The organism is Nocardioides humi (assembly GCF_006494775.1).
Classification (GTDB): Bacteria; Actinomycetota; Actinomycetes; order Propionibacteriales; family Nocardioidaceae; genus Nocardioides; species Nocardioides humi.
In genome coordinates this window covers 1,614,151-1,639,527 of record NZ_CP041146.1, presented here as the reverse complement: position 1 = coordinate 1,639,527, position 25,377 = coordinate 1,614,151, and the positions used below count along the sequence as shown (strand labels likewise).

Below are 25,377 nucleotides of genomic sequence, written 5' to 3'. Positions count from 1 at the left end.
GGCCGACACGGACCCATCTACGCTCTACGGGTGCGGCTGCGGATCGACCTCGCCTACGACGGCGGTGACTTCCGGGGCTGGGCGACCCAGCCGGAGCTGCGCACGGTCCAGGCCGCGCTGACCACCGCGCTGACGACGGTGCTGCGGCTCCCCGAGGGCTCGCTGCAGGTCACCTGCGCGGGCCGCACCGACGCCGGCGTGCACGCGCGCGGCCAGGTCGCGCACGTCGACGTCCCGGAGGATCCGCGGCTCGAGCGCCTCGACGTGCTGGCGCGGCGCCTCAACGGCGTGCTCGACCGGGACGTCCGGGTGCACCGGCTCACCGTGGCGCCCGCGGGCTTCGACGCGCGGTTCGCGGCGCTGTGGCGGCGCTATGCGTACCGGATCGTCGACGATCCCGCCCGCGTCGACCCGCTGACCCGCAACCACGTGCTGGCCTGGCCGCGGGCGCTCGACGTCGCGGCCATGGACCAGGCCGCGCGGTCCCTGGTCGGCCTCCACGACTTCGCGGCCTTCTGCAAGCATCGCGAGGGCGCGACCACGATCCGGACGCTGCTCGCCTTCGACTGGCGTCGCGCGGACGACGGCCTCGTGGTCGGGCACGTGCAGGCCGACGCGTTCTGCCACTCGATGGTGCGTGCGCTGGTCGGCTGCATGATCGCGATCGGCGAGGCCCGCAAGGAGCCCGCGTGGGCGGCGGAGATCCTCACCGGACGGCGGCGCGACCCGGGGGTGGTCGTCGTGCCCCCGCACGGGCTGACCCTCGAGGAGGTCGCCTACCCGCCCGACGCCGAGCTGGCCGCCCGGGTCGCGCAGACCGCCGCCCGTCGTACGACTCCGGAGGCCTGATGGACGACCACTACTTCTCCGCCGACCCGTCGGTGCCCTTCCAGCGCGCCGCGGTCCACGCCGAGGTCTGGGGCCTGGAGCTCGACCTGGTCAGCGGCTCCGGCGTGTTCGCGCAGGGGCGGCTCGACATCGGCACGTCCGTGCTCTTCCGGGAGACCGAGCCGCCGGCGGGCGGCCGGATCCTCGACCTCGGCTGCGGGTACGGCGTGATCGGGCTCGCCTGTGCGCTGGCGGCGCCGGCCGCCGTGGTGACCGGCGTCGACGTCAACCGGCGCGCGGTGCTCCTCGCCAACGAGAACGCCGCGTCCCTGGGGGTGGCCGACCGGTTCACGGCGAGCGTTCCCGAGGACGTCGACCCCGCGGCGACGTACGACGAGATCTGGTCCAACCCGCCGATCCGGATCGGCAAGCAGGCCCTCCACGAGCTGCTGCTGGCCTGGCTGCCGCGGCTCGCGCCGGACGGCCGGGCGGTCATGGTCGTCGGCAGGAACCTCGGCGCCGACTCGCTCCAGCGCTGGCTGGGCGAGCAGGGCCTCCCGACCACGCGGCTGGCCAGCGCGAAGGGGTTCCGGGTCCTCGAGACCCGCCGTGCCTGAGGCGTGGATGCCTAGAGTGGGCGCCATGCCGACCGAGTTCACCGTGCGCGGGTCGCACACCGCCTTCCAGCGTCCCGAGCGCGGCACCGCGCAGGTCACCCTGGCCTTCGAGGGTCCCGCGATGCAGCCCGTCTACGACCGCGTGGTCCGCGACCTCGAGGCGGTGAAGACGTCGATCCAGGCGCTCCACGACCCCGAGCACGGCCCGGTCACCTGGTGGTCGACCCAGCACGTCCGCACCTGGGCGCAGCGCCCGTGGAACCAGAGCGGCAAGCAGCTCCCGCTCGTCCACCACGCCAGCGTCGGCGTCCAGGTGAAGTTCCGCGACTTCGGCGTCCTCGCGACCTGGGTCGGCCAGCACGTCGCCGCCACCCAGGGCTTCCGGCTCGACGGTGTCGTCTGGGCGCTCACCGAGAGCAACCGCCACGACCTCGAGCGCGCGGTCCGCACCCGGGCGGTGCAGGCGGCGGTCCGCCGCGCCCAGGAGTACGCCGAGGCGCTCGGCCTCGGCCCCGTCCGGCCCGTCGCGGTGGCGGACGCCGGCATGCTCAGCACCGGCATCGCGCCGGTGGGCGGCGGCAGCGCGCCGTTCATGCGGATGGCGGCGGCCAAGGACGCCGGCGGCGGCGCGGAGCTGGAGCTGGCCCCCGAGGACATCGAGGTGTCGGCGGAGATCGACGCGCGGTTCGTGGCGGAGTGAGGTGAGCCGGCTCTCGGAGATCGCCCGGTCGCTCGACCGGAGCGGCGAGCTCAGCCACCACCGGGCCGCGATCCTGCAGCAGGCCGCCGACCCCGGCCGGCCCGAGCGGTACAAGTGCGTGCACCCCGAGCTCGCCGGCGCCGGATGGTCGCACCCGTGGCCCGACCAGGAGATGTACCCCACGCGTGCTGCCGGGTGCACGAGCACTGCCCGGCGGAGTGGGTCAGGGAGTGACGGCCGACTGCGCGAGCACCGCGGCGGCGGGCCCCTCGGCCGGCCGCCGGCCCCACAGGCCGAGCAGCAGGTCGACCGCGGGTCCCGCCAGCTCGACGGCGTCGCCGGGCGCGTCCGGCTCGAGCACCACCGAGCGCGCGAGGTCGGTGGCCGTCACCCGGACCGGCGCCGGCAGGGGACCGGTGCGGCCGAGTCGCACCTGGCGCGGGTAGAAGATCGTCGCGACCTCGTCGACGCCGTCCCAGCCCAGCTCGGGGGTGAGCGACCACGCGTCGGTCCGCGCCTGGGAGGCCAGGGCGTCGTACAGGTGCATGGTGACCTCGTGGACCTGGCGCCGCCGCCAGAACTCCGCCTTCCGCTCCGGGCCGAAGGTCCAGGCGTGGTCGTCCGGAGCGGTACGCCGCAGCACGTCGAGCAGCCCGGCGGCGGCCGCGCGGTAGCCCGCGACCAGGGTCTCGCGGTCGGCGCCGACGGCGGCGGTGTCGCCGTCCGGGCTGCCGTCGGTGATCGCGTGCGTGGCCCAGGCGTGCACCCAGCGGGTGTGCTCGCCGAGGTCGGCCAGCGTCCAGGCCGGGCATGCGGGGACGGGCGCCGCGAGGTCCCCGGTCGCCAGCACGTCCGCGAAGCGCCCCGTCGCGTCCTCCAGCAGGTCGATCCAGTCCATGCGCAGCATCCTTGCAGCATCCCCGGCGCGCTCCCACGCGATATCGGGTCGCGGCGCCGGGCCCGAACCCGGAGAATCGAGCCTCGTGGGTCATGTGGAGGTCGCCGCCGTCCGGTACGAGCTGCCCGACGGGAGGGTGCTGCTCGACGACGTGTCCTTCCGGGTCGGCGACGGCGCCAAGGTGGCGCTGGTCGGCGCCAACGGCGCGGGCAAGACCACGCTCCTCCGGCTGATCACCGGCGAGCTGGCGCCGCACGCCGGCGCCGTGACGCGATCCGGCGGCCTCGGCGTCATGCGCCAGATGGTCGACCGGGGACTCGGCGAGGAACCCACCGTCGCCGACCTGCTGCTCGGCCTGGCTCCCGAGCGGGTGCGCGCGGCCGCGGCCGAGGTCGACCGCTTCGAGCTCGCGCTGATGGACACCGACGACGAGGCCACCCAGCTCGGCTACGCCCACGCGCTGGCGGAGTACGCCGACGCGGGCGGCTACGACGTCGAGGTGGTCTGGGACGTGTGCACCGTGAAGGCGCTCGGCGTGCCCTTCGACCGGGCGAAGTACCGCGAGCTGCGCACGCTCTCGGGCGGCGAGCAGAAGCGGCTGGTCCTGGAGTACCTGCTCGCCGGGCCCGAGGAGGTGCTGCTCCTCGACGAGCCCGACAACTTCCTCGACGTCCCCGGCAAGATCTGGCTGGAGCAGCGGATCGCCGCCTCGGACAAGACGATCCTGTTCATCAGCCACGACCGTGAGCTGCTCGCGGCCTGCGCCACCCACGTGGTGACGGTCGAGCTCGGGGCGGGCGGGGCGGCAACAGCGTCTGGACGCATGCGGGCGGGTTCGCGTCGTACCACGAGGCGAGGAGGGACCGGTTCGCCCGCTTCGCCGAGCTGCGCCGGCGCTGGGACGAGGAGCACGCCAAGCTCGAGGCGCTGGTGCTGCGGCTGAAGGTCAAGGCGGAGTACAACGACGGCATGTCCTCGCAGTACCGCGCCGCCCAGACCCGGCTGCGGAAGTTCGAGGAGGCCGGGCCGCCGACCGAGCAGCCGCGCGAGCAGCAGGTGACCATCCGCCTCTCCGGCGCCCGCACCGGCAAGCGCGCGGTCGTCTGCGAGGACCTGGAGCTCACCGGCCTGATGCGGCCCTTCGACCTCGAGGTCTGGTACGGCGACCGGCTGGCCGTGCTCGGGTCGAACGGATCCGGCAAGTCCCACTTCCTGCGCCTGCTCGCCGCGGGCGGCACCGATCCGGACGTCGAGCACCGGCCCGTCGGCGACGTACCGATCGCGTCGGTGGCGCACACGGGACGGGCCCGGCTCGGCGCGCGGGTGCGGCCCGGCTGGTTCGTGCAGACCCACGAGCACCCCGAGCTGGCCGGCCGGACGCTGGTCGAGATCCTGCACCGCGGCGACGGCAGCCCGACCGGGCGCACGGGGATGGGCCGGGAGCAGGCGAGCCGCGTGCTCGACCGGTACGAGCTGGCGGCCAGCGCCGAGCAGCCCTTCGACTCGCTCTCCGGCGGCCAGCAGGCCCGCTTCCAGATCCTGCTGCTCGAGCTGTCCGGCGCGACCCTTCTGCTGCTCGACGAGCCCACCGACAACCTCGACGTGCAGTCGGCGGAGGCGCTCGAGGAGGGCCTGGCCGCCTTCGACGGCACCGTCGTGGCGGTCACCCACGACCGCTGGTTCGCCCGCGGGTTCGACCGCTTCTGCGTGTTCGGCGCCGACGGCACCGTGTACGAGTCGGACGGCCCGGTCTGGGACGAGGGCCGGGTGGCTCGCGCGCGATAATCCCTTGGCTCCGCGGCTCGGGGATGCGACGGTGGAGGCGTCACCCCTCTCTTGCTGCGGAAGGACGACCATGACTGCCGAAGGTGCGAACGAGGATCTCAAGGCCAAGATGCGCGAGGCCCTGGACCGCAAGAACCGCAAGGAGCACGGCGTTCACGAGGACGGGCCGGTGAAGGAGAAGGCCCACGGCTCCGAGGTCGTCGGTGGCGCTCCGAAGATGCACCGGCGCAAGGCCGGCGGCGGAGGCTCCTAGGGAGACGCGCCCCAGGGAGACGACACCTATCCGTCGGAGCCGAGCTTCAGCTCGGTCGTGCTCTCCTTGCCGTCGCGCAGGTAGGTCACCTTGACGCTGTCGCCGGGCCGGTACGAGCGCACGGTGGCGATCAGGCCCTCGGTGCCCTCGATCCGGTGGTCGTCGATGGCGGTGATGACGTCGCCCTGCTTCAGGCCGGCGTCGGCTGCGGCCGAGCCGTCCTCGAGCTCGGCGATCCGGGCGCCGGTGAGCGTGGTGTCGCTGGAGCCCGCCTGGCCTGCGGCGTCGGAGACCTGGATGCCCAGCCGGGCGTGCGTCGGGGTCTCGCCCGCGCGGAGCTGCTCGATGATCGGCAGCACCTCGTCGATCGGGATCGCGAAGCCGAGGCCGATCGAGCCCGACTCGGCGCCCTGGCCCGAGGCCGTCGAGCGGATGGAGGCGTTGATGCCGACCAGCTGGCCGTCCATGTTCACGAGCGGGCCGCCGCTGTTGCCGGGGTTGATCGCGGCGTCGGTCTGGATCGCCGGGTAGGCCGTCGCGTTGCCGTTGGCGTCGCGGGCGACCTCGACCGGACGGTCCAGCGCGCTGACGATGCCGCTGGTGACGGTCGCGTCCAGCCCGAAGGGCGATCCGATCGCGACGACCTGCTCGCCCACGTCGAGGTTGCTCGACTTGCCGATGGTGATCGGCGTGAGGTCGTCGACGCCGTCGACCTTCACCAGGGCGGTGTCGGTGAGCGGGTCGGTGCCGACCACGGTCGCGCGCACCTTCCTGCCGTCGTTGAACGACACCGTCACCTCGGCCTGGTCGGCGCTGATCTCCCCGCCGAGCGTGACCACGTGGTCGTTGGTGAGGATCAGGCCGTCGGTGTCGAGCACCACGCCCGACCCGCTGCCCGCCGCGCCTCCGCCGCTGACGTCGAGCGCCACCACGGAGGGGAGGACGGCCGCCGCGACGGACTCCACGCTGCCCGACGCCGCGGCGCGGTTGCCGTTGTCGACGACCGGCAGCGACGACGTACCGCCGGTGCCGTTGCCGGAACCGCCGGACGCGGCGTCATAGAGCGCCGCGCCGGCGACCCCGGCCCCGCCCCCGACCACCAGGGCGCCGGTCAGCACCGCCACCGCGAACCCGGCCCGCCTCGGTCGCCGCTGGGGTGACGGCGGCCTCTCGAGGGAGGGGGCGGGTACGACGGGGGACAGGCGGTACCGGCTGCGCCGGCGGGATCGGGGGCAGGACCTGGGTCATGTCCTCACTGTGCGAGCCGTCCCTGTGATCCGGCTGAGACCGGGGTGAGGACTTCCTCTGAGCCTGCTGGGGACTAGAAATGGATAAAGTTGAGCAAATCACTATAGATTGCGTCGGGTGTCCACCCCTTCCGACGCCCGCAGCGGGCCCCGCCGCTGGATCGGCCTCGTCGCGAGCCTCGTCGTGCTGCTCGTCGTCTGGTCGGTCGTGGCTGCGGCCGACATCGTCGAGCCGCACTACCTGACCCCGAGCCCGGTCGAGGTCTGGAACGCCTTCGTCCGCGCCAACAGCCACCACCCGGTCGGCGGCGGCATCGACCGCGTCGTCCGCGGCGAGGAGCACTACTTCCTGTGGGAGCACCTGCTGGTGAGCCTGCGGCGGATCGGTCTCGGCCTCGGGCTGGGGGTCGCCGTCGGCGTACCGCTCGGGCTGCTGATGGGCACCGTGCGCTGGGTCGGCGACCTCGCCGGCCCGTACGTCGACTTCCTCCGCTCGCTGCCGCCGCTGGCCTATATCGGCTTCCTGGTGGCGTGGTTCGGCATCTACGACACCTCGAAGGTGTGGCTGCTGTTCCTCGCGGCCTTCCCGCCGATCACCCTCGCCACCATCAACGGCGTCCGCGGCGTCCGCATCGACCAGGTCAACGCCGCCCGCAGCCTCGGCGCGTCGGGGCTCCAGGTCACCACCAACGTCATCCTCCCCGCCACCCTGCCCGACATCCTGTCCGGGCTGCGGGTGGCCGTCGGGTTCGCGTGGACGACGGTCGTCGCCGCCGAGCTCGTCAACGGACTGCCGGGCATCGGGGGCCTGGCCTATCTCTCGGGAACGCAGAACAAGATCGCGCTGTCGGTCGCCTGCATCCTCGTCATCGGCCTCACCGCGATCGCCCTTGACGCCGTCATCCGCACCATCGAGAAGCTCGTCGTCCCGTGGCGAGGAAAGGCCTGACCATGAACCGCATCCGCACGTCCGTCCTCGGCGCCGCTGTCGCCGCGATCGTGCTGCCGCTGTCCGCCTGCAGCCTCGGCGAGGAGGACACCGCCTCGGCCAGCGACTGCCCCTGGGCCGCCGACGAGTCGGTCACCGGCACGGTGCGCATCGGCTACCAGAAGATCCCGAACGGCGACGTCGTCGTGAAGGACCAGAGGATCCTCGAGTCCTGCCTGCCGGAGGCGACCATCGAGTGGAGCAACTTCGCCTCCGGCGGCGACGTGATCCAGGCCTTCGGCGCCGGCAGCCTCGACCTCGGCCTGGCCGGCTCCTCGCCGTCCACCAAGGCCCTGTCGGCGCCGCTGAGCCTGCCGGTGGAGGTGATCTGGATCCACGACGTCATCGGCGAGGCCGAGTCGCTGGTCGTCCGCGACCCCGCGATCACCGACATCGCCGGCCTGAAGGGCAAGGTCATCGCCACTCCCTTCGGCTCGACCGCGCACTACTCGCTGCTGCAGGCGATCGCCGATGCCGGCGAGGACCCGGCCGACTACAAGCTGATCAACAGCGAGCCCGAGCAGGTCGCGCCGGCGTGGGGGAAGGGCGACATCGACGCCGCCTGGATCTGGGACCCGACGCTCTCGGAGCTGAAGAAGGACGGCGGCACCGTGATCCTGTCCAGCGCGGACACCGCGGAGGCCGGCAAGCCGACGTACGACCTCGGACTGGCGAGCACGTCCTTCGTCGAGGAGAACCCCGCGTTCCTCGCGGTGTGGGCGAAGGCGCAGGACTACGCCGTCCAGCAGATCCTGGAGGACCCGGACAAGGCCGCGGAGAGCGTCGCCGTCGAGGTCGGGGTCACGGCCGAGGAGGCCAAGGCGCAGTTCGCGGGGCTGACCTACCTGCGCGCCGCCGAGCAGGCGAGCGACGACTGGCTGGGCAGGCAGCTCGGCGAGGACCTGCTCGCCACCGCCGAGTTCCTGCTCGGCCAGGACGGCATCGAGTCCGTCGCGTCCGCCGACGTCTACAGCGCGGGGGTCGACCCGGCGGTCGCCGCGTCGGCCGGGAAGTGAGCCGCGGCCGATGAGCAGGGGCATCACCGTCGCGGGCCTGGAGCACGCCTTCCGGGTCCGCGGCGGTGCCGTGCCCGCGCTCGGCCCGATCGACCTGGACATCGCCGCGGGCGAGCTGGTCACCCTCGCCGGCCCGTCCGGCTGCGGCAAGACCACGCTGCTGCGGATGATCGCCGGCTTCGCCGCGCCCTCCCAGGGCGAGGTGGTGGTCGGCGACGCCGCCGTGCGACGTCCCGGGCCCGACCGCGGGGTGGTCTTCCAGCAGCCGACGCTGTACCCCTGGCTCGACGTACGCCGCAATGTCGCCCTCGGTCCCAAGCTCCGCGGGGTCGGCAAGGCCGAGCGGCTCGCCGTCGCCGACCGGTACCTCGCGCTCGTGGGCCTCGCCGACGCCGCCGACCGCCGTCCCTACGAGCTCTCCGGCGGCATGCAGCAACGCGCCCAGATCGCCCGCGTCCTCGCCGGCGATCCCGAGGTGGTGCTCATGGACGAGCCGTACGGCGCCCTCGACGCCCTCACCCGCGAGCGGCTCCAGAACGAGCTGCTCACCCTGTGGCGCGAGACCGGCAAGACCATCCTGTTCATCACCCACAGCGTGGACGAGGCCGTCTTCCTCGGCTCCCGGGTGCTCGTGATGAGCCCCCGCCCCGGCCGGATCGTGCTCGACGAGCAGGTGCCCTTCTCCTCCGACGCCACCCTCGCCCCCGACGAGATCCGGGCGCTGCCGACGTTCGCCGCGACGACCGCACGGGTGCGGGCCGCCATCGCGCACTAGACCTGGCGCTGCTGCTCCTCCCAGTACGGCCTGCGCAGCTCCCGCTTGAGGATCTTGCCGGTGGGGTTGCGGGGGAGCGCCTCGGTGATGTCGACGGTCTTGGGGGCCTTGAAGTGGGCGAGGCGCTCGCGGGTCCACTCGATCAGCTCGACCTCGCTGGCGTCCGAGCCCTCCTTGAGCGCGACGACGGCCTTGACCGACTCGCCCCAGGTCGGGTCGGGGACGCCGATCACGGCGACCTCGAGCACGCCGGGGTGCTCGGAGAGGACCCGCTCGACCTCGGGGGAGTACACGTTCTCGCCGCCGGTGATGATCATGTCCTTGAGCCGGTCCGAGACGAACACATAGCCGTCCTCGTCGACATGGCCCATGTCGCCCGTGCGGAACCAGCCGTCGGACGTGATCACCTCCGCGGTGGCCTCCGGCTTGTTGAGGAAGCCCTTCATCAGCTGCGGGGTCTTGAGCCAGATCTCGCCGTGCTCGCCGGTGTCGAGATCCTGCAGGGTCGCCGGGTCGACGATGCGGACCTCGCACTCCGGCAGCGGCTTCCCGGCGGAGACCAGCCGCTCGGGGTGGCCGTCGGCCTCGGCGGTGCGGTGGTCCTCGGGCATCAGGTGGGTGGCGACGCCGGCGACCTCGGTGAGCCCGTAGACCTGGATGAAGTCGGTCTCCGGCCATGCCTCCATCGCGGCGCGCAGCAGCGGCGGCGGCATCGGCGCGGCGCCGTACGTGTAGGTCTTCAGCGCGCCGAAGAGCTTGATCGCGTCCGGCCCGGCCTGCAGCACCTGCGCCAGCACGGCGGGCACGAGGAAGGTGCGGTTGGCGCCGGCCAGGATCGCGCCGGCCAGGGAGGCGGCGTCCGGCTCGCGGGTCATCACGCTGGGAATGCCGTCGTGGATGCCGAAGAGGACGTACGACGACCCGCCGACGTGGAACAGCGGCATGGCCACCATCGACTTGTCCCCGGGCTCGAAGCCCCAGCCGTCGTGGGCGTTGATCGTGTGCCGGACCATGTTGCGGTGCGTGAGCATCACGCCCTTGGGCCGCCCGGTCGTGCCGGAGGAGTACATCACCAGGCAGACGTCGTCCTCGAGCACGTCGGGCCCGTCGTCGCAGGGCGGGGCCGCGGCCAGGAACCGCTCGTACGCGTCGTCCTCGCCACCCTCGGGGTGACCTCGATGATCGTCTGCACGTTGGGGAGCCGGTCGCGGATCGCCTCGATGGTCGGCATCAGCTCGCGCCCGACGAAGAGCACCTTCGCGCCGGAGTCGTTGACGGCGTAGTCGATCTCGTCGCCGGCCGAGCGCCAGTTGATGATCGCGTTGGCGGCGCCGATCGACCCGGCGGCCAGGCTGATCTCCACGCAGGCCGGGTGGTTCTTGTCGAGGAAGGACACCACGTCGCCGCGGGCGATGCCGAGGTCGCGCAGGCCGCCCGCCGCGCGGTGCACCCGGTCGGCCCACTCCCGCCAGGTCCAGGTGCGGCCGAGATAGGTCATCGCCTCGGCGTCGGGCGTGGCCTCCGCCCAGTAGTTGAGCCGGTCCTCGACGTACGTCGGCTCGGGCGGGTTCGCCGGCGGCCAGGCTCGATGGGCGATGTCGGGGGACTCGGCAGATGGCTGGGTCGTCGCGCTCACCCCGCCGATTGTGGCCCACATCACAAGCCGGCACAACGGACCGGTCCTCCATCCGGCCACTTCCCGTTCACCTGCGTCCACGAGGATCGAGAGGTGAACCCCCTGCTCCGCGGCGACGAGGCACCGGCGCCACGCACGCTCGTCGACGTGCTCCGGCGTACGGCGGCGGACCACCCGGACGCGATGGCGCTCGACAGCGGCAACGACACGGTGACCTACGCCGAGTTCGCGGAGGCGGCGGAGGCGGTCGCGGTCGACCTGGCCGAGCTGGGGATCGGGCCCGGCGACAAGGTCGGGGTCCGGCTGCCCTCGGGCACGACCGACCTGTACGTCGCGATCATGGGGTCCTCTTCGCCGGCGCGGCCTACGTCCCCGTCGACGCCGACGACCCCGAGGAGCGGGCCCGGCTGGTGTTCGGCGAGGCGCGGGTCGCCGCGCTGATCGGCCCCGGCCTGGTGATCGAGCCGCACCGGGACGCCCCGGCCCGCGACCGTCGCGACCCGGCCGTCGAGGACGACGCGTGGGTGATCTTCACGTCCGGCTCGACCGGCACGCCGAAGGGGGTCGCGGTCACCCATCGCAACGCCGCCGCCTTCGTCGACGCCGAGGCCGGGATGTTCCTCCAGGACGCGCCGATCGGCCCGTCCGACCGGGTGATGGCGGGTCTCAGCGTCGCCTTCGACGCCAGCTGCGAGGAGATGTGGCTCGCCTGGCGGTACGGCGCCTGCCTGGTCCCCGCGCCCAGGGCGCTCGTGCGCAGCGGCGTCGACGTCGGGCCGTGGCTGACCGCCAACGACATCACCATCGTCTCGACCGTCCCGACCCTGGTCAGCCTGTGGCCGGACGACGCGCTGGAGCGGGTCCGGATGGTCATCCTCGGCGGCGAGGCGCTGCCGCCGGAGCTGGCCGCGCGGCTGGTGCGCGGGGGCCGCGAGGTCTGGAACACCTACGGCCCGACCGAGGCCACCGTCGTCGCGTGCGGCGCGCTCGTCGACGCAGACGGCCCGGTGCGGATCGGCCTGCCGCTGGCCGGCTGGGACCTCGTCGTCGTCGACCCGGCCACCGGCCACCCCGTCGCGGAGGGCGAGCGCGGCGAGCTGATCATCGGCGGCGTCGGCCTGGCGCGCTACCTCGACCCGGCGAAGGACGCCGAGAAGTACGCCCCCATGCCCGCGCTCGGCTGGGAGCGCGCCTACCGCAGCGGCGACATCGTCATCAACGACCCGGCCGGCCTGCTCTTCGCCGGCCGCGCCGACGACCAGGTCAAGGTCGGCGGGCGCCGGATCGAGCTCGGCGAGATCGACTCCGCGCTGCTCGCGCTGCCGGGGGTCACCGCGGCCGCGGCGGCCGTGCGTCGTACCAGCACGGGCAACCAGCTGCTCGTCGGCTATGTCACCACCACCGCCGAGTACGACGGCACCGCGGCCACCGCGCACCTGCGGGCCACCATGCCGGCCGCCCTGGTCCCGCGGCTCGCGGTCGTCGACGACATCCCGACCCGCACCTCCGGCAAGGTCGACCGCGACGCGCTGCCGTGGCCGCTGCCGACCGCCGACCCGGCCGGCGCCGGGCTGCACGGCACCGCCGCGCGGATCGCTGAGGTCTGGCAGCAGGTGATCGGCGCCGTGCCCGACGGCCCCGGCGCGGACTTCTTCGACCTCGGCGGCGGCAGTCTGACCGCCGCCCAGGTCGTCACGCTGCTGCGCGCCGACCACGCCGAGCTGACCGTCGCCGACCTCTACGAGAACCCCACGGTGGCGGGTCTCGCGGGCTTCCTCGACTCCCTGGAGCCGGCCGCGCTGGCCGAGCAGAGCCGCAGGGTGAAGCCGATCCCGCGCAAGACGCAGGTCGGCCAGGTGCTCGCCGTACCCCTGCTCCGGGCGCTCGCCGCACCGCGTTGGCTCGCGGTCGCCCTCACCGCCGCCCGGCTGGTGCACGACCTGCTCGACGTGGCGTGGCTGCCGGTCGTCCCGTGGTGGGTGCTGGCGCTGCTCGGCGTCGTGTTCGTCAGCCCGCCCGGTCGGATGCTCGTGGCCGCCAAGCTGGCGCAGGCGGTGCTCGCGGGCGTGCAACCGGGCGCGTACCCGCGCGGCGGCAAGGTGCACCTGCGGATCTGGACCGCCGAGCGGCTCGCCGACGAGCTGGGCGCGACCCGGCTGTCCGGGGCGCCGTACATCGCCTGGTACGCCCGGCTGCTCGGCGCCAAGGTCGCCCGTGGCGCCGACCTGCACTCGCTGCCCCCGGTCACCGGGCACCTCACCGTCGGCAAGGGCGCCTCGATCGAGCCCGAGGTCGACCTGACGGGCTACTGGATCGACGGCGACACCCTCCACGTCGGCGGCATCCGGGTCGGTCGGCGCGCCCGGGTCGGCACCCGCTCGATGCTGTGCCCCGGCGCGGTCGTCGGCGACGACGCCGAGGTGGCGCCGGGGCGGCGGTGTTCGGCGAGGTCCCGGCCGGTGAGTTCTGGTCGGGGGCGCCGGCGGTGCGGATGCGCGGCGCCGCCCGCGGGCCCTGGGCCGAGCGGCCGGCCGCCTCCCGCGGCTCGCTGCGCGCCTGGGCGATCGGGTACGCCGCCGTGGCCGGTGCGCTCTCCTGCCTGCCCGCGCTCGCGGTGCTGGTCGTGGTGGTCCCGGTCCTGCTGCTGGCCGACGTCGGCAGCACCGCCGGCGCGGGCGACGCGGCCGCGGCGATCGCGCCCTGGCTGGTGCCGGCGGTGCCGGCCGGCGTCGTCGTCCTCGCTGCGCTGATCCTCGGCGCCGTCCGGCTGCTCGGGCTCGGCGTGAGGGCCGGCGCCCACCCGTTGCAGAGCGGGCCCGCGCTGTGCGTGTGGTCGACCATCCGGGTGCTCGACGAGGCGCGGACCTGGCTGTTCCCGCTCTACAGCTCCCAGCTGACGCCGGGCTGGCTGCGGCTGCTGGGCGCCCGGATCGGCAAGGACGTCGAGGCGTCCACCGCGCTGATGATCCCGTCGCTGGTGAGCGTCAGCGACCAGGCGTTCCTCGCCGACGACACCCTGATCGGCGGCTACGAGCTCGGCGGCGGCTGGCTGCGCGCCGAGCGGGTCAAGGTCGGCAAGCGGGCCTTCGTCGGCAACTCCGCGATGGCGGCGCCCGGCCGCAAGGTCCCGAAGCGCTCGCTCGTCGCGGTCCTCTCCGCCGCGCCGGCCCGTCGGGCCGTCAAGGCCGGCGAGTCCTGGCTCGGCAGCCCGCCCGCGCCGCTGCGCCGGGCCGCCCAGGGCTCCGCCGACGAGCGTACCTACGCGCCGCCGACCCGGCTCAAGGTCGCCCGGGGCTGCTGGGAGGTCGCCCGGCTGGTCCCGGTCACCCTCGCCGTGTGCCTCCACCTCGCGGTGGTGCTGGGGACGCTCGCCGTCTGGGTCCGGTACGGCGCGGTGGCCGGCGTGCTCGCCGTACCCCTGCTGTTGTGGGGCGCCGGGCTCTTGGCCGCCGTGGTCGCGGTGCTCGCCAAGTGGCTGCTGGTCGGCCGGGTCCGTGCGGGGTCGCACCCGCTGTGGAGCTCGTTCGTGTGGCGCAACGAGCTCGCCGACACCTTCGTCGAGGTGGTCGCGACGCCGTGGTTCGCCGGGCTGGCGACCGGGTCGCCGCTGATCACCGGATGGTTCCGGGCGATGGGGCGCGAGTCGGACGCGGCGTGTGGTGCGAGTCGTACTGGCTGCCCGAGCCGGACCTCGTCGAGCTCGGCGCCGGCTCAGTCGTCAACCAGGGCAGCGTCGTGCAGACCCACCTGTTCCACGACCGGCTGCTCGCCACCGACGCCGTCCGGCTGCACCGCGGCGCCACCGTGGGCCCCAACTCGGTGGTGCTGCCGGCCGCGACCTTGGGCAGGCACGCTACGGTCGGGCCGGTGTCGTTGGTGATGAGGGGGAGACCGTGCCGGACAAGACGCGCTGGATCGGCAACCCGATCGGCCCGTGGGCCGACTGACCGCCGTGCCGCAGCTCCCCACCGCCGATCCGTACCTGCCCGGCCACGGCGACCCGTCGTACGCGGTCCGGCACTACGACCTCGACCTCGCCTACGTCCCCGACGGCAACCGGCTGACCGGGACGGCGGTCCTCGACCTCGTCGTGCTCCAGGACACCCCGCGACTGGTGCTCGACCTCGCCGGCCTCCGCGCCGGCAAGCTGCGCCTCGACGGCGCCCGCGTCAAGAAGTGGTCGGCCCGCGAGCGGCGGCTGGTCCTGCAGCTCGACCGCTCGGTGGCCGCGGGCACGCCCTTGAGGCTGACCGTGGTCTACGGCGGGTCGCCGAAGCCGGTCATCGACCGCCGGCACGGCGACGCCGGCTGGGAGGAGCTCGAGGACGGCGTCATCGTCGCGGCTCAGCCCCACGGCGCGCCCACGTGGTTCCCGTGCAACGACCGGCCCGACGACAAGGCGACGTACCGGATCACGCTGGCGGCGCCCACCGGCTACGCCGTCGTGTCCAACGGCACGCTCGCGGCCCACCAGCGCCACGCGAGCGCCGAGAGCTGGACCTACGTGATGGACCGGCCGATGTCGACCTACCTGGCCACGGTCCAGATCGGCCGCTACGCCACGACCGACCACGGCCCGCGCACCCGCACCATCGCGCCGCCGGACGCCGACCTCGCCGGCTCCTTCGACCAGCAGCCGGCGATGCTGGAGTTCTTCGAGCGGGTCTTCGGGCCGTACCCCTACGACGGGTACACCGCCGTCATCACCGACGACGACCTCGAGATCCCGCTGGAGAGCCAGAGCCTGTCGACCTTCGGCCGCAACTACTGCAAGCCGGACTGGTCGCACGTGCGGCTGATCGCCCACGAGCTCGCCCACCAGTGGTACGGCAACGCCGTCACCCTGCGCCGCTGGCGCGACATCTGGCTGCACGAGGGCTTCGCCTGCTACGCCGAGTGGCTGTGGTCGGAGGAGAGCGGCGGCCCGCGCACCTGCGACGCGTGGGCCCGCCACCACCACGAGCGACTCGCCGACCTGCCGCAGGACCTCGTCCTCGCCGATCCCGGGCCGGAGCTGATGTTCGACGACCGCGTCTACAAGCGCGGCGCCCTGGCCCTGCACGCGTTGCGCGTGGCTGTCGGCGACGAGGCCTTCTTCGGCGTCCTCCGCGACTGGGCCGGGTCACGGGCGGGGGAGTCCGTCACCACCGACGACTTCCTCGACTTCGCCTCCGCCCGCACCGGCACCGACGTCGCCGGGCTGCTCCGGCCGTGGCTGTACGACGTCGCTCTGCCCGGTTTTCCACAGGGTTGACGCCGCCGGTTGCGAGTCCTCGGGCGGTTGCGGAGGGTCAAGGCATCGGCGACGATCTCGGGAGACGCCGAAACCGGAAGGAGTGGCGATGAGCGTGGCGATCCAGCCCGGTGACATCCGGCCCAGCGACGAGGCGCAGCGCTTTCCGATGACCTGGGAGGAATACCTCGAAGCGGATGTGGTCCCGAGCGAGTACTACGAAGGAGCACTCGTCGTGGCCGCACAGCCCTCACAGCGTCACCAGAACATCGAGTTCCGGCTGCAGATGATCCTGCACCAGCATGTGGCTCCGGGCACCCAGGTGACCCGAGGCTGGGGCTGGATCCCCTCGGGCGTCCGGGAGGAGGTCGGCCCGGACCTGATGGTCCACGACGTGACCGACGAGCAGCGAGCGCTGTCGGGGACGCCGCACCTGATCGTGGAGATCGTGTCCACCAACCGGGCCCGGGACATGATCGCCAAGGTGCAGCGCTACGCCGCCTGGGGCGCACCCTGCTACTGGATCGTCGATCCCCGCGACCACGAGGTCGTGACCATGGACCTGGTCGACGGCATCTACGTCCAGACCGCCCGCTTCACCAGCGGCCAGGCGACCCTGCGCTACGGCGAGGTCGAGGTTCCGGTCGACGTCGACGCACTCCTCGCCTGACGCCCCGCCGACGCAACGACCCCGGTCACCAGGTGACCGGGGCCGTGACGAGGCGGGTGGGACTCAGGCCCAGCGCTGCTCGGCGGGGACGAAGTCGAGCGTGCGCGCGCCGGTGTAGATCTGCTTCGGGCGCGCGATCTTCTGCTCCTTGTCCTGCACGAGCTCCAGCCACTGCGCGAGCCAGCCGGGGGTGCGGCCGATCGCGAACAGGACCGTGAACATCTCCGGCGGGAACTCGAGGGCCTCGTAGATGAGCCCGGAGTAGAAGTCGACGTTGGGGTAGAGCTTGCGCTTGACGAAGTACTCGTCCTCGAGCGCGATCTTCTCCAGCTCCTGGGCGACCTCGAGCAGCGGGTTGACCCCGGTGACCTCGAAGACGTCGTCGCAGGCCTTCTTGATGATCTTCGCGCGCGGGTCGTAGTTCTTGTAGACCCGGTGGCCGAAGCCCATCAGGCGCTCTTCGCCGTTCTTCACGCCCTCGATGAAGGCGGGGATGTTGTCCTTGGTGCCGATCCGGCGCAGCATCCGCAGCACCGCCTCGTTGGCGCCGCCGTGGAGCGGGCCGAACAGGGCGCCGATGCCGGCGGAGACGGCCGAGTAGGGGTCGACCTGCGAGGAGCCCACCGAGCGGACCGCGTTGGTCGAGCAGTTCTGCTCGTGGTCGGCGTGCAGGATGAAGAGCACGTCGAGCGCCTTGGCGATGCGCGGGTCCGCGGCGTACTTCGTCTCGCTCATCTTGAACAGCATCGAGAGGAAGTTCTCGGCGTACGACAGCTCGTTGTCGGGGTAGACGTACGGCTTGCCCTGCGCGTGGCGGAAGGACCAGGCGCCGAGGGTCGGCATCTTGGCGATCATCCGGACGATCTGGATGTGGCGGTTGTCGGGGTCGTCGATGCGGCTCGACTCGGGGTAGAACGTCGACAGGGCCCCCACCGACGCCATCAGCATCCCCATCGGGTGCGCGTCGTAGCGGAAGCCCTGCATGAACGTCTTCACGTTCTCATGCACGAACGTGTGGAAGGTGATCTCGTGCACCCACTGCTCGTACTGCTCCTTGGTGGGCAGGTCGCCGTGGATGAGGAGATAGGCCACCTCGAGGAAGTTCGACTTCTCGGCGAGCTGCTCGATCGGGTACCCGCGGTACTCGAGGATGCCCTTGTCGCCGTCGATATAGGTGATGGCGCTTCGACAGGAGGCCGTGTTCACGAAGCCGGGGTCGTAGGTGGCGAGGCCCGGCTCGTCGTCGTTGAGCTTGATCTGCCCGAGGTCCGCGGCCTTGATGGTGCCGTCGGTGATCGGGATCTCGTACTCCGCGCCGGTGCGGTTGTCGCGTACGGTGAGAGAGTCAGTCACCCTTGCAACCTAGTCGCCTGCGTCACTCGACCAAAAGGCGGTGTCCGTTTTCTCACCGAGCGGGGTCGGCGACCCGGCCGGTCCGGGAGCGGGTGAGCAGCCATCCGGCCAGCAGCGCGAGCGGGAACATCAGTACGCCGTACACCGCCGCCGGCACCGCCAGGGTGTCGTTGTCGAGCACGCTGAGGGCGACCGCGATCGCCAGCGTGCTGTTGTGGATGCCGACCTCGAACGCGGAGGCGAGCGCCTGCTTCTCGGCGACGCCGAAGAGGCGGGGGAGCAGGTAGCCGATGGTCAGGCTGAGGGCGCAGAACAGCGCGGTGGCGACGCCGATGTCGGCGAGGTAGTCGGCGAGGCTCTCCCGCTCGCCGATCAGCGCCCCGGCGATCACCAGGGCGAGGACGACGGCCGACGCGATCCGCACCGGCCTGTCCGCGCGCTGCGCGAACGCCGGCCGGGCGTGCCGGACCAGCATCCCCAGCGCGACCGGCACCAGCACGATCGCGAACACCTGGGCCGTCTTGGCGAGCTGCAGCCCGATGTCGTCGGCCCCGGGCGGGTCGAACCAGCCGACCGCGAGGTTGACGACGAGGGGCAGGCTGACGACGGCGATCAGTGAGTTGACCGCCGTCAGCGTGATGTTGAGGGCCACGTCGCCGCGGAACAGGTGGCTGAACAGGTTGGCCGTCGTACCGCCGGGCGAGGCCGCCAGCAGCATCATGCCGACGGCGAGGATCGGCTCGAGGTCGAGCGCGAGGACCAGGCCGAAGCACACCAGCGGCAGGACGACGAGCTGCGCGGCCAGCGCGACGCCGACCGGCAGCGGCGTGCGCCCGACGCGGCGGAAGTCGTCGACCGTCAGCGCCAGCCCGAGGCCGAACATGATGATCGCCAGGGCGGCCGGAAGCCCGACCGACACCAGTCCTGAGTCCACGGCCTCTCCTCTCCGGAGGCCAGAGTGTGACACAGGTCACCATGAGGCGGCATTTTGACCGTGCTCCGGGGCGCCCGTAGTCTTGCTGGTCGCGTCTCCTGCCGCTTCGCGCGCCCGCTCCTCCCGGAGCCCGGTCCGCGCGGGGCAGACCCGGATCGCCCATGGATCGTCGAGAGACGAGCGTGCGTGGGCCGGGCTGAGTTCGTCAGGAGACGTCGCCCGAGCGGTCCGCCGCGGAGGCAACCCGGGCGGCGACCGTCGTACGGGCAACGAACTAGCAAGGAAGGGTACGCACTCATGCGCACCTACGCTCCGAAGCCCGGCGACGTCGAGCGCGCCTGGCTCGTGATCGACGCGACCGACGTCGTCCTCGGTCGGCTGGCTGTCACCGCCGCGAACCTGCTGCGCGGCAAGCACAAGCCGATCTTCGCGCCGAACGCCGACACCGGCGACTACGTCATCATCGTCAACGCCGACAAGGTCGCCCTGTCCGGCAACAAGCGTGCCGACAAGCTGGTCTACCGCCACTCCGGCTACCCCGGCGGCCTGACCGCGACCCCCATCGGCGACGTCCTCGACAAGGACGCCCGCAAGGCCGTCGAGAAGGCTGTCTGGGGCATGCTGCCGAAGAACCGCCTCGGCCGGCAGATGATCAAGAAGCTGAAGGTCTACAGCGGCCCGGCTCACCCCCACCAGGCCCAGAAGGCCGTCCCCTACGAGATCACCCAGATCTCCCAGTGACTTCTCGACTGATCTGAACGGACTGAGGACTGACCCATCGTGACTGAGAACACCAACGAGGTCGAGGAGACCTTCGAGACCGACGACCAGGGTGTCGCCTACACCAGCGAGACCTCCCCGTCGGCTGCCGTCGACAACCGCCCCGTGACCATCGCCCCCGGCGCCGCCACCGGCCGCCGCAAGGAGGCCGTGGCCCGGGTGCGGATCGTCCCCGGCACCGGCAACTGGACCATCAACGGCCGGACCATCGACGACTACTTCCCCAACAAGCTGCACCAGCAGGTCGTCAACGAGCCGTTCGCGGCGCTCGGCCTCGAGGGCCGCTTCGACGTCATCGCCCGCATCCACGGCGGCGGCATCACCGGTCAGGCCGGTGCGCTGCGCCTCGGTGTGGCCCGCTCCCTCAACGGGGTGGACGTCGACGCCTACCGCCCGACGCTGAAGAAGGCCGGTCTGCTGACCCGCGACGCCCGGGCGACCGAGCGCAAGAAGGCCGGTCTCAAGAAGGCCCGTAAGGCCCCGCAGTACTCCAAGCGCTGATTCTGCGCCGCGTGCCGGGCACCGCAGCGAGCGACTGTCGCCGCTCGACGACCGCTCCGCCTCAGAGGTCGCCTTCGCGGCTCCGCCTTGCGAGGCACTCCGGCACGCGACGCAGCGCAAAGATCGACACGACAGGGCCACGCACCGCAGCCGCGGTCCGTGGCCCTGTCGCCATTTCACCCGCACCACACCAATCGCCAGGGGGAGCACGTGCCGCGCATCTTCGGGACCGACGGGGTCCGTGGGCTGGCCAACGACAAGCTGACCGCCGGGCTGGCGGTCGATCTCGGCAGCGCCGCGGCCCGCGTGCTCGTCGAGCACGGCGGGTACAGCCGGCCGCGCCCGCTGGCCGTCGTCGGCCGTGACACCCGGATCTCCGGGCAGTTCCTCGAGCACGCCGTCGTCGCCGGCCTCGCCTCGGCGGGGGTCGACGTACTGCGCCTGCGGGTGCTGCCGACGCCGGGCGTCGCCTACTTCACCGACGCCCTCGGCGCCGACGTCGGCGTCGTCATCAGCGCCTCCCACAACCCGATGCCCGACAACGGCATCAAGTTCCTCGCCCGCGGCGGAGTCAAGCTCGACGACGCCCTCGAGCGGGAGATCGAGGCGCTCCTCGGCCAGGACTGGGAGCGCCCGACGGGCGCCGCGGTCGGCCGGGTCACGCCGTACGGTCCCACCGTCAAGGAGTACGTCGACCACCTGGTCCGCACCCTCGACGCCCCCGCCGGCCGACCGCTGGCCGGGCTGCGGCTCGTCCTCGACTGCGCCCACGGCGCGGCGAGCGAGGTCGGCCCCCGGGCGCTCGCCGACGCCGGCGCCGACGTCATCACCATCGGCGCCTCGCCCGACGGCCTCAACATCAACGACGGCTGCGGCTCCACCCACCTCGGGCCCCTGCAGAAGGCGGTGCTGGACCACGGCGCCGACGCCGGCTTCGCCGTCGACGGCGACGCCGACCGCTGCCTGGCCGTCGACCACACCGGCCAGATCGTCGACGGCGACCAGATCATGGCGGTCCTCGCGCTCGCGCTCCGCGAGGCCGGCGGGCTCGTCGACGACACCCTCGTCGCGACCGTGATGAGCAACCTCGGCCTGCTCCAGGCCATGGACTCCGCCGGCGTCAAGGTCGTGCAGACCGCCGTGGGCGACCGGTACGTCCTCGACGAGATGCGCCGCGGCGGGTACAGCCTCGGCGGCGAGCAGTCCGGCCACGTGATCCTGCGCGAGCACGCGACCACCGGCGACGGCATCCTCACCGCCCTCCACGTCGCCCGCCGGATGGCCACCACCGGCCGCTCCCTGCGCGATCTCGCCGGCGTGATGACCCGCCTCCCGCAGGTGCTCGTCAACGTCGGCGGCGTCGACCGCACCCGCACCGACGACCCGGCCCTGCTCGAGGCGGTCGCCGGGGCCGAGGCCGAGCTGGGTACGACGGGCCGCGTGCTGCTGCGTCCCTCCGGCACCGAGCCGCTGGTCCGCGTCATGGTCGAGGCCCCGACCGCCGAGCAGGCCGAGGCCGTCGCGCAGCGGCTCGCGGGCGTCGTACGGGAGCGGCTGGCGCTCTGACAGCTGTCCGGCGGCCGGTCCGCTTCTCCTTGCGGTCTGCTGGGTTGCGGGGATCGCAGCGCTGAGAGTGGGTCTGGACACGCCTGCATCCCCGCAACCGTCGGGTTGCGGGGTGCGGGCGGGGGATTCAGTCGTCCGGTGGGTGGGTGCCGTGGTGGTCGACCCGGAATCGGAAGCCGCTCGGGCTGGTCCACTCATAGGAGCCGGGCATCACGATGTCGTAGGACCACGCGGAGTGGGTCTTGGCGCGATGGTGCCTACGACAGAGCGGCACCTCGTTGCACGGACAGGTCGGCCAACCCTCGCCATAGGGCCTGGCATGGTCGAGGTCGCAGCGGGTGGCCGGTCTCGTGCAGTGGGGGAAGCGGCACCTGTGGTCACGGAGCTGGACCTGGACGCGGTGGCGCTCGGGGATCTCGTAGGAGTCGATCGGCACGTGGTCGGCCAGGTCGATCACCGGTCGCACGATCACGGTGCTGGCCGAGCCGAGCCATTCCTTGATCTGCTCGCTCGAGATCGGGCACCGTCCCTCGTCCCAGCGGCCCACGGGGTTGTGACCGACCAGGGTGGTGTCGGTGATGTGCACGTTCACGACGGCTTTGCGGCCCGGGGAACCCAAGGACCCTGGTGAGCCGGGGCCGGGTCCGTCGAGATCGAGCATCAGGTCGGCCCGGGCCAACTCGCCGAGCGCGACCGAGCGGCGCACATCGAGCGGAGCGTCGTTGCCGAGGTCCCCGAGCAGGTGGGCGCGGCGGGTGATCGCAACATCGAGGTCGTGTCCGTCAGCAGCGTCGAGGACCCCGGAGAGGTGCACGATCCCGTTCGTGTTGCCGTGGGTGTCGGGGTCCCCGACCTCCACATAGCGTTGATCGGCCGCGGTCGCGCGTTCGGCTTCGGGCGCGTTCGGGGTCGAACCGGAGGATCGCTTCGGCGATGAGCCGGTCCAGCTGGGCCCACCCGACCCCGGAGGCGTGGACGAGCTGCCGGTCCACGAACCCAGCCGCGTCGGCGTTCAACCCGTGGGTGAGGTCCGCGATCCGCTCGGCCCGCCACGGGGTGAGCCGACCCGTCATCACGGCGGCATAGACCTGAGGGAGCCGCCAGGCGCATTCGATGACCCGCCCCACATAGGCCCGTCCACCGTCCGGCGAACGTCCCAACACGGCGACGAGCTCCATGAGCGCGAACTCCGACACCAACGGCGCCCCGTCCCCGCGATCGGGACCCCCGTATCGAGGTACCCGTCGGTGATCGTCGCCGCACCCTCCGGTGTGGTAACGACGTGCTCGCTGGCCCAGGTGACGATGGCCTCCCACTCCCTGATCTGGGAGGCCTGGCGTCCTTCGACCTCGGCCCGGATCGCGGACAGCACGCCAGATGCTGTCGGGACCACCGCCGCCCGACGTCAGGCGGTGACGTCCAGGTAGACCGGCGTGGTGGGTGCGGTCGTCGCCCGTCCGACCCGGTCGGCGACCTGCTGCTGGCCGCGGGTGTCGGCGAGGACGCCGGGGATGGCGGCCATCAGCCGCTGCTGGCGGGTCAGGAGGGCGCGGGCGCGGGGGACCATCTCGCCGGGCATCGGGCCGAGGTCGGTGGGAGGCAGCCAGGGCGCGAGCGTCGTACCGGTGGCGCCGGCGGGGACGCCGTGGAGCATCTGCTCGGCGTGGTCGGCGTGCGCCTCCAGTCGGTCGAGCGCCTCCTGCCAGGACGCCGGACGGTCGGGGTGGACGGGAGCCTCAGGACCCTCCGCCGGCACCGCGGAGCTGGCGGCGTGCACGGTGGTCACGGCGCGACCGCCGTCATCGCCGCCTCGCGCCAGGTGTCGCAGAGCTGCCGGGAGAGGTCGAGCGCCTCCTCGGTCAGGCTGGTCCGGCGGCGGACGTTCGCGAGGACCAGTCGGCCGCGGAGGTACTCGTAGAGGGCCGCGAGCTGCCGCCCGGCCGGCATCCGGTCGATGTCGAGGCTCGACTCCAGCTCGATCACGATGTCCTGCGCGTGCAGCAGGTGCTCGTGCGCCTCGGACCACTGCCCGGCCTCCTGGGCGGCCAGGCCGCGTTGGACGTCGAGCACGAGGCGCTCGACCAGCATCACGAGGAGACGGGCGGGGGACGCCGTCGCCACGGCGTTGTCGCGGTAGGCGGACTGCGCGCTGCGCATCGAGGTGGTGGCGTACATCGGATGGTCCTCAGCTGCTGGTCGAGTTGGCGAGCGCCTCCAGCTGGCTGGTGAGCCAGGAGGACTGGCTGTTCAGCTGGGAGAGGGCGGTCTCGAGGGCGGTGTACTGGCGTTCCAGGGTCGCCCGCCGCAGCTCGAGACGGTCGTCCCAGGCCGCGATGCTCGCGTTCAGGCGGGTGATGGTCGAGGTGTGGCTGGTGATCGCGTTCGTCACCGTGCCGTCGTACTTGTCGCTCGCGGCGTCGGCGACCTTCTGCACCCGCGCGGCGAAGCCGTCGGCGCCGGTGAAGGCGGCGGCGGTGGCGACCGGGTCGGCGGCGTACGACGACGCGAACACCTCGGCGTCGAAGGTGACCTTGCCGTAGCGGTCCACCTGGATGCCGAACCTCGCCATCGACGTGCCCTCGGGCGGGAAGACCGCGTCCTGAAGGGCGCCGGCCACCCGGCGCAGCGTGCTGTCGCCGGCGAGCGTGCCCTTGGCCTCGGCGCCGTTGGCGGTCAGCGTCGAGATCTGGGTGAGGACCGCGTTGAGCTGGTCCACGAAGCCCTTGACCGCGGCGCTCTGGGCCTCGGCGTCGCGGGCGACGGTCACGTCGGCGCTCCCGGTCGCCGCCGCCCCGAGGGTGATCGTCACGCCGGGTACGACGTCGGCGAAGGTGTTGCTGGCCGAGGTGGCGGTGATCCCGCCGATGTCGATGCTCGCGTCGCGTCCGGCGCGCACGGTGGCGTCGCCGAGGAGGGCGGCGCCGCTGCTGTCGGTGAGCTCGAAGGCCTGCGCGGCGCCGGTGGCCGAGGACTCGACGAGCAGGCGGTACTGGTCGGTCCCGCCGGCGCTGCCGGTCCGCACCAGCGTCGCGCGGACGCCGGCGTCGGCGCCGTTGATGGCGGCCGCGAGCTCCTCGAGGGTGCCGTTCGCGGTGTCGATCTGGAGGTCCGGCTCGCCCGCCCGCTTGAGTACGACGCTGCTCGTCGCGCCGGTGACCACGTCGGAGCGGCTGTGGGCGTCGGCGTACGCGAGCTGGTGGGTGAGCGCCGTCTGCCCGACGGTCACCGTGAACGCGCCGGGGGTCGCGGCCGACGTGGCCGCGATGCTCACCCCGGTGTTGCTCGAGGTCGCCGTGAGGCTGGACCAGGTGCTCGTCGCGGGGACGGCCATGGCCTTGGCGGCGGTGGCGAGCGACTGCAGCGCGGTGTTCAGCTTCTGCAGCGCGGTCACCTTGCCCTGCTCGGTCGTGACCTGCGACTTCAGCTTGGTCTGCGACACGGCCTCGAGCGTCATCAGCTGGTTGACGATGGTCGCGGTGTCGAGACCGCTGGCGAGCCCGCCGATGCTGCTGGTGCCGGCCATGGTGCTCCTCCGCGGGGGTGCTCGGGACGGTGAGGGGAGAGACGCGAGCGCCGGTGGGCCGGTCGGCCCACCGG

Annotated in this window: 23 protein-coding genes and 2 pseudogenes; 15 read left to right on the top strand and 10 right to left on the bottom strand. The window is 72.7% G+C overall.

The annotated features are described in order from the left end of the window. The first annotated feature begins 30 nt into the window (after positions 1-30). The 3 genes from truA to FIV44_RS08090 are packed head-to-tail and all read left to right on the top strand — an operon-like array spanning position 31 to position 2,145. Positions 31-849 (top strand): tRNA pseudouridine(38-40) synthase TruA, encoded by an 819-nt coding sequence (gene truA / locus FIV44_RS08100; protein WP_141003999.1) that lies wholly within the window; start codon positions 31-33, stop codon positions 847-849. Next, on the top strand, positions 849-1,445 hold the full coding sequence (locus FIV44_RS08095) for a class I SAM-dependent methyltransferase (RefSeq protein WP_141003998.1): 597 nt from the start codon (positions 849-851) through the stop codon (positions 1,443-1,445). Before truA ends, FIV44_RS08095 begins: the two co-directional genes overlap by 1 nt. 25 nt (positions 1,446-1,470) lie before the next feature. Further along, positions 1,471-2,145 carry an SIMPL domain-containing protein gene (locus FIV44_RS08090; RefSeq protein WP_141003997.1) on the top strand — a complete coding sequence of 225 codons (675 nt, stop codon included), beginning with the start codon at positions 1,471-1,473 and terminating at the stop codon, positions 2,143-2,145. 223 nt (positions 2,146-2,368) lie between these two features. Here the strand turns inward: FIV44_RS08090 and FIV44_RS08085 are convergent, their stop codons facing one another. Then, positions 2,369-3,043, bottom strand: coding sequence for a maleylpyruvate isomerase family mycothiol-dependent enzyme (locus FIV44_RS08085; RefSeq protein ID WP_181411045.1), 675 nt, complete (start codon positions 3,041-3,043; stop codon positions 2,369-2,371). Between the two features lie 85 nt (positions 3,044-3,128). Between FIV44_RS08085 and FIV44_RS08080 the strand changes: the two are divergent. Next, positions 3,129-4,828, top strand: a pseudogene (locus FIV44_RS08080) (ABC-F family ATP-binding cassette domain-containing protein). Positions 4,829-4,898: 70 nt separating this feature from the next. Beyond that, positions 4,899-5,081, top strand: a complete 183-nt coding sequence (locus FIV44_RS08075; RefSeq protein ID WP_141003995.1) for a DUF5302 domain-containing protein — start codon at positions 4,899-4,901, stop codon at positions 5,079-5,081. Between the two features lie 26 nt (positions 5,082-5,107). Here FIV44_RS08075 and FIV44_RS08070 read toward each other — a convergent pair whose 3' ends face one another. Then, complete coding sequence (locus tag FIV44_RS08070) at positions 5,108-6,205, bottom strand: S1C family serine protease (protein ID WP_246086878.1); 1,098 nt, start codon at positions 6,203-6,205, stop codon at positions 5,108-5,110. A gap of 241 nt (positions 6,206-6,446) precedes the next feature. On the opposite strand from FIV44_RS08070, the gene FIV44_RS08065 reads away from it, so the two are divergent. Genes FIV44_RS08065 through FIV44_RS08055 form a run of 3 tightly spaced genes read left to right on the top strand, consistent with a single transcriptional unit; the run spans position 6,447 to position 9,107 of the window. Continuing rightward, entirely contained in the window at positions 6,447-7,277 is an 831-nt protein-coding gene (locus tag FIV44_RS08065; RefSeq protein ID WP_246086877.1) for an ABC transporter permease, read from the top strand. Positions 7,278-7,279: 2 nt separating this feature from the next. Next, entirely contained in the window at positions 7,280-8,332 is a 1,053-nt protein-coding gene (locus FIV44_RS08060) for a taurine ABC transporter substrate-binding protein (protein ID WP_141003992.1), read from the top strand. A gap of 10 nt (positions 8,333-8,342) precedes the next feature. After that, positions 8,343-9,107: an ABC transporter ATP-binding protein gene (locus FIV44_RS08055; RefSeq protein ID WP_141003991.1), complete on the top strand. Its 765-nt coding sequence runs from the start codon at positions 8,343-8,345 to the stop codon at positions 9,105-9,107. On the opposite strand, the gene FIV44_RS33075 is transcribed toward FIV44_RS08055, so the two are convergent. Together FIV44_RS33075 and FIV44_RS33070 are read right to left on the bottom strand one after the other, a co-directional pair. Beyond that, a complete protein-coding gene (locus tag FIV44_RS33075) occupies positions 9,104-10,204 on the bottom strand; it encodes an AMP-binding protein (protein WP_219996344.1) in 1,101 nt (366 codons plus the stop codon). The genes FIV44_RS08055 and FIV44_RS33075 overlap by 4 nt on opposite strands. Continuing rightward, positions 10,177-10,743: an AMP-binding protein gene (locus FIV44_RS33070; protein WP_219996343.1), complete on the bottom strand. Its 567-nt coding sequence runs from the start codon at positions 10,741-10,743 to the stop codon at positions 10,177-10,179. The genes FIV44_RS33075 and FIV44_RS33070 overlap by 28 nt, the downstream gene beginning before the upstream one ends. Here FIV44_RS33070 and FIV44_RS31965 point away from each other — a divergent pair. The 4 genes and pseudogenes from FIV44_RS31965 to FIV44_RS08035 form a co-directional block, all read left to right on the top strand. Then, positions 10,696-12,461, top strand: a pseudogene (locus tag FIV44_RS31965) (non-ribosomal peptide synthetase); the annotation flags it as partial. The gene FIV44_RS33070 and the pseudogene FIV44_RS31965 sit on opposite strands and share 48 nt — an antisense overlap. Positions 12,462-13,321: 860 nt before the next feature. Continuing rightward, positions 13,322-14,623 (top strand): hypothetical protein, encoded by a 1,302-nt coding sequence (locus FIV44_RS31960; protein ID WP_246086876.1) that lies wholly within the window; start codon positions 13,322-13,324, stop codon positions 14,621-14,623. Positions 14,624-14,677: 54 nt separating this feature from the next. Further along, entirely contained in the window at positions 14,678-15,997 is a 1,320-nt protein-coding gene (locus FIV44_RS08040) for a M1 family metallopeptidase (RefSeq protein WP_246086875.1), read from the top strand. Positions 15,998-16,085: 88 nt separating this feature from the next. Beyond that, positions 16,086-16,646, top strand: coding sequence for a Uma2 family endonuclease (locus FIV44_RS08035; protein ID WP_141003990.1), 561 nt, complete (start codon positions 16,086-16,088; stop codon positions 16,644-16,646). A gap of 63 nt (positions 16,647-16,709) precedes the next feature. Here the strand turns inward: FIV44_RS08035 and FIV44_RS08030 are convergent, their stop codons facing one another. Both FIV44_RS08030 and FIV44_RS08025 read right to left on the bottom strand, forming a co-directional pair. Further along, the gene (locus FIV44_RS08030) at positions 16,710-17,999 is read right to left on the bottom strand and encodes a citrate synthase (protein ID WP_141003989.1); all 1,290 of its coding nucleotides are present in this window, start codon (positions 17,997-17,999) and stop codon (positions 16,710-16,712) included. A gap of 52 nt (positions 18,000-18,051) precedes the next feature. Beyond that, on the bottom strand, positions 18,052-18,933 hold the full coding sequence (locus FIV44_RS08025) for a bile acid:sodium symporter family protein (RefSeq protein ID WP_141003988.1): 882 nt from the start codon (positions 18,931-18,933) through the stop codon (positions 18,052-18,054). Positions 18,934-19,230: 297 nt separating this feature from the next. On the opposite strand from FIV44_RS08025, the gene rplM reads away from it, so the two are divergent. The 3 genes from rplM to glmM all read left to right on the top strand — a co-directional run bounded on the left by rplM (position 19,231) and on the right by glmM (position 21,780). Continuing rightward, a complete protein-coding gene (gene rplM / locus FIV44_RS08020; RefSeq protein WP_141003987.1) occupies positions 19,231-19,674 on the top strand; it encodes a 50S ribosomal protein L13 in 444 nt (147 codons plus the stop codon). 39 nt (positions 19,675-19,713) lie between these two features. Continuing rightward, the gene (gene rpsI / locus FIV44_RS08015; protein ID WP_141003986.1) at positions 19,714-20,214 is read left to right on the top strand and encodes a 30S ribosomal protein S9; all 501 of its coding nucleotides are present in this window, start codon (positions 19,714-19,716) and stop codon (positions 20,212-20,214) included. A gap of 210 nt (positions 20,215-20,424) precedes the next feature. Next, a complete protein-coding gene (glmM, locus tag FIV44_RS08010) occupies positions 20,425-21,780 on the top strand; it encodes a phosphoglucosamine mutase (protein ID WP_141003985.1) in 1,356 nt (451 codons plus the stop codon). Positions 21,781-21,907: 127 nt separating this feature from the next. Here the strand turns inward: glmM and FIV44_RS08005 are convergent, their stop codons facing one another. From FIV44_RS08005 to fliD, 4 genes are all read right to left on the bottom strand, one after another. After that, on the bottom strand, positions 21,908-22,639 hold the full coding sequence (locus tag FIV44_RS08005) for an HNH endonuclease signature motif containing protein (RefSeq protein WP_141003984.1): 732 nt from the start codon (positions 22,637-22,639) through the stop codon (positions 21,908-21,910). A 546-nt stretch (positions 22,640-23,185) separates the two neighbouring features. After that, positions 23,186-23,566 (bottom strand): hypothetical protein, encoded by a 381-nt coding sequence (locus FIV44_RS08000; protein ID WP_141003983.1) that lies wholly within the window; start codon positions 23,564-23,566, stop codon positions 23,186-23,188. After that, a complete protein-coding gene (gene fliS / locus FIV44_RS07995; RefSeq protein ID WP_246086874.1) occupies positions 23,563-23,955 on the bottom strand; it encodes a flagellar export chaperone FliS in 393 nt (130 codons plus the stop codon). Before fliS ends, FIV44_RS08000 begins: the two co-directional genes overlap by 4 nt. Before the next feature lie 10 nt (positions 23,956-23,965). After that, positions 23,966-25,303 carry a flagellar filament capping protein FliD gene (gene fliD, locus FIV44_RS07990; RefSeq protein ID WP_141003982.1) on the bottom strand — a complete coding sequence of 446 codons (1,338 nt, stop codon included), beginning with the start codon at positions 25,301-25,303 and terminating at the stop codon, positions 23,966-23,968. Positions 25,304-25,377 lie beyond the last annotated feature (74 nt).

Coding starts and splice junctions, on each gene's coding strand:
- FIV44_RS08095 (WP_141003998.1), top strand. CDS start 849: ATGGACGACCACTACTTCTCCGCCGACCCGTCGGTGCCCTTCCAGCGC.
- FIV44_RS08090 (WP_141003997.1), top strand. CDS start 1,471: ATGCCGACCGAGTTCACCGTGCGCGGGTCGCACACCGCCTTCCAGCGT.
- FIV44_RS08085 (WP_181411045.1), bottom strand. CDS start 3,043: ATGGACTGGATCGACCTGCTGGAGGACGCGACGGGGCGCTTCGCGGAC.
- FIV44_RS08075 (WP_141003995.1), top strand. CDS start 4,899: ATGACTGCCGAAGGTGCGAACGAGGATCTCAAGGCCAAGATGCGCGAG.
- FIV44_RS08060 (WP_141003992.1), top strand. CDS start 7,280: ATGAACCGCATCCGCACGTCCGTCCTCGGCGCCGCTGTCGCCGCGATC.
- FIV44_RS08055 (WP_141003991.1), top strand. CDS start 8,343: ATGAGCAGGGGCATCACCGTCGCGGGCCTGGAGCACGCCTTCCGGGTC.
- FIV44_RS08035 (WP_141003990.1), top strand. CDS start 16,086: ATGAGCGTGGCGATCCAGCCCGGTGACATCCGGCCCAGCGACGAGGCG.
- rplM (WP_141003987.1), top strand. CDS start 19,231: ATGCGCACCTACGCTCCGAAGCCCGGCGACGTCGAGCGCGCCTGGCTC.
- fliS (WP_246086874.1), bottom strand. CDS start 23,955: ATGTACGCCACCACCTCGATGCGCAGCGCGCAGTCCGCCTACCGCGAC.
- fliD (WP_141003982.1), bottom strand. CDS start 25,303: ATGGCCGGCACCAGCAGCATCGGCGGGCTCGCCAGCGGTCTCGACACC.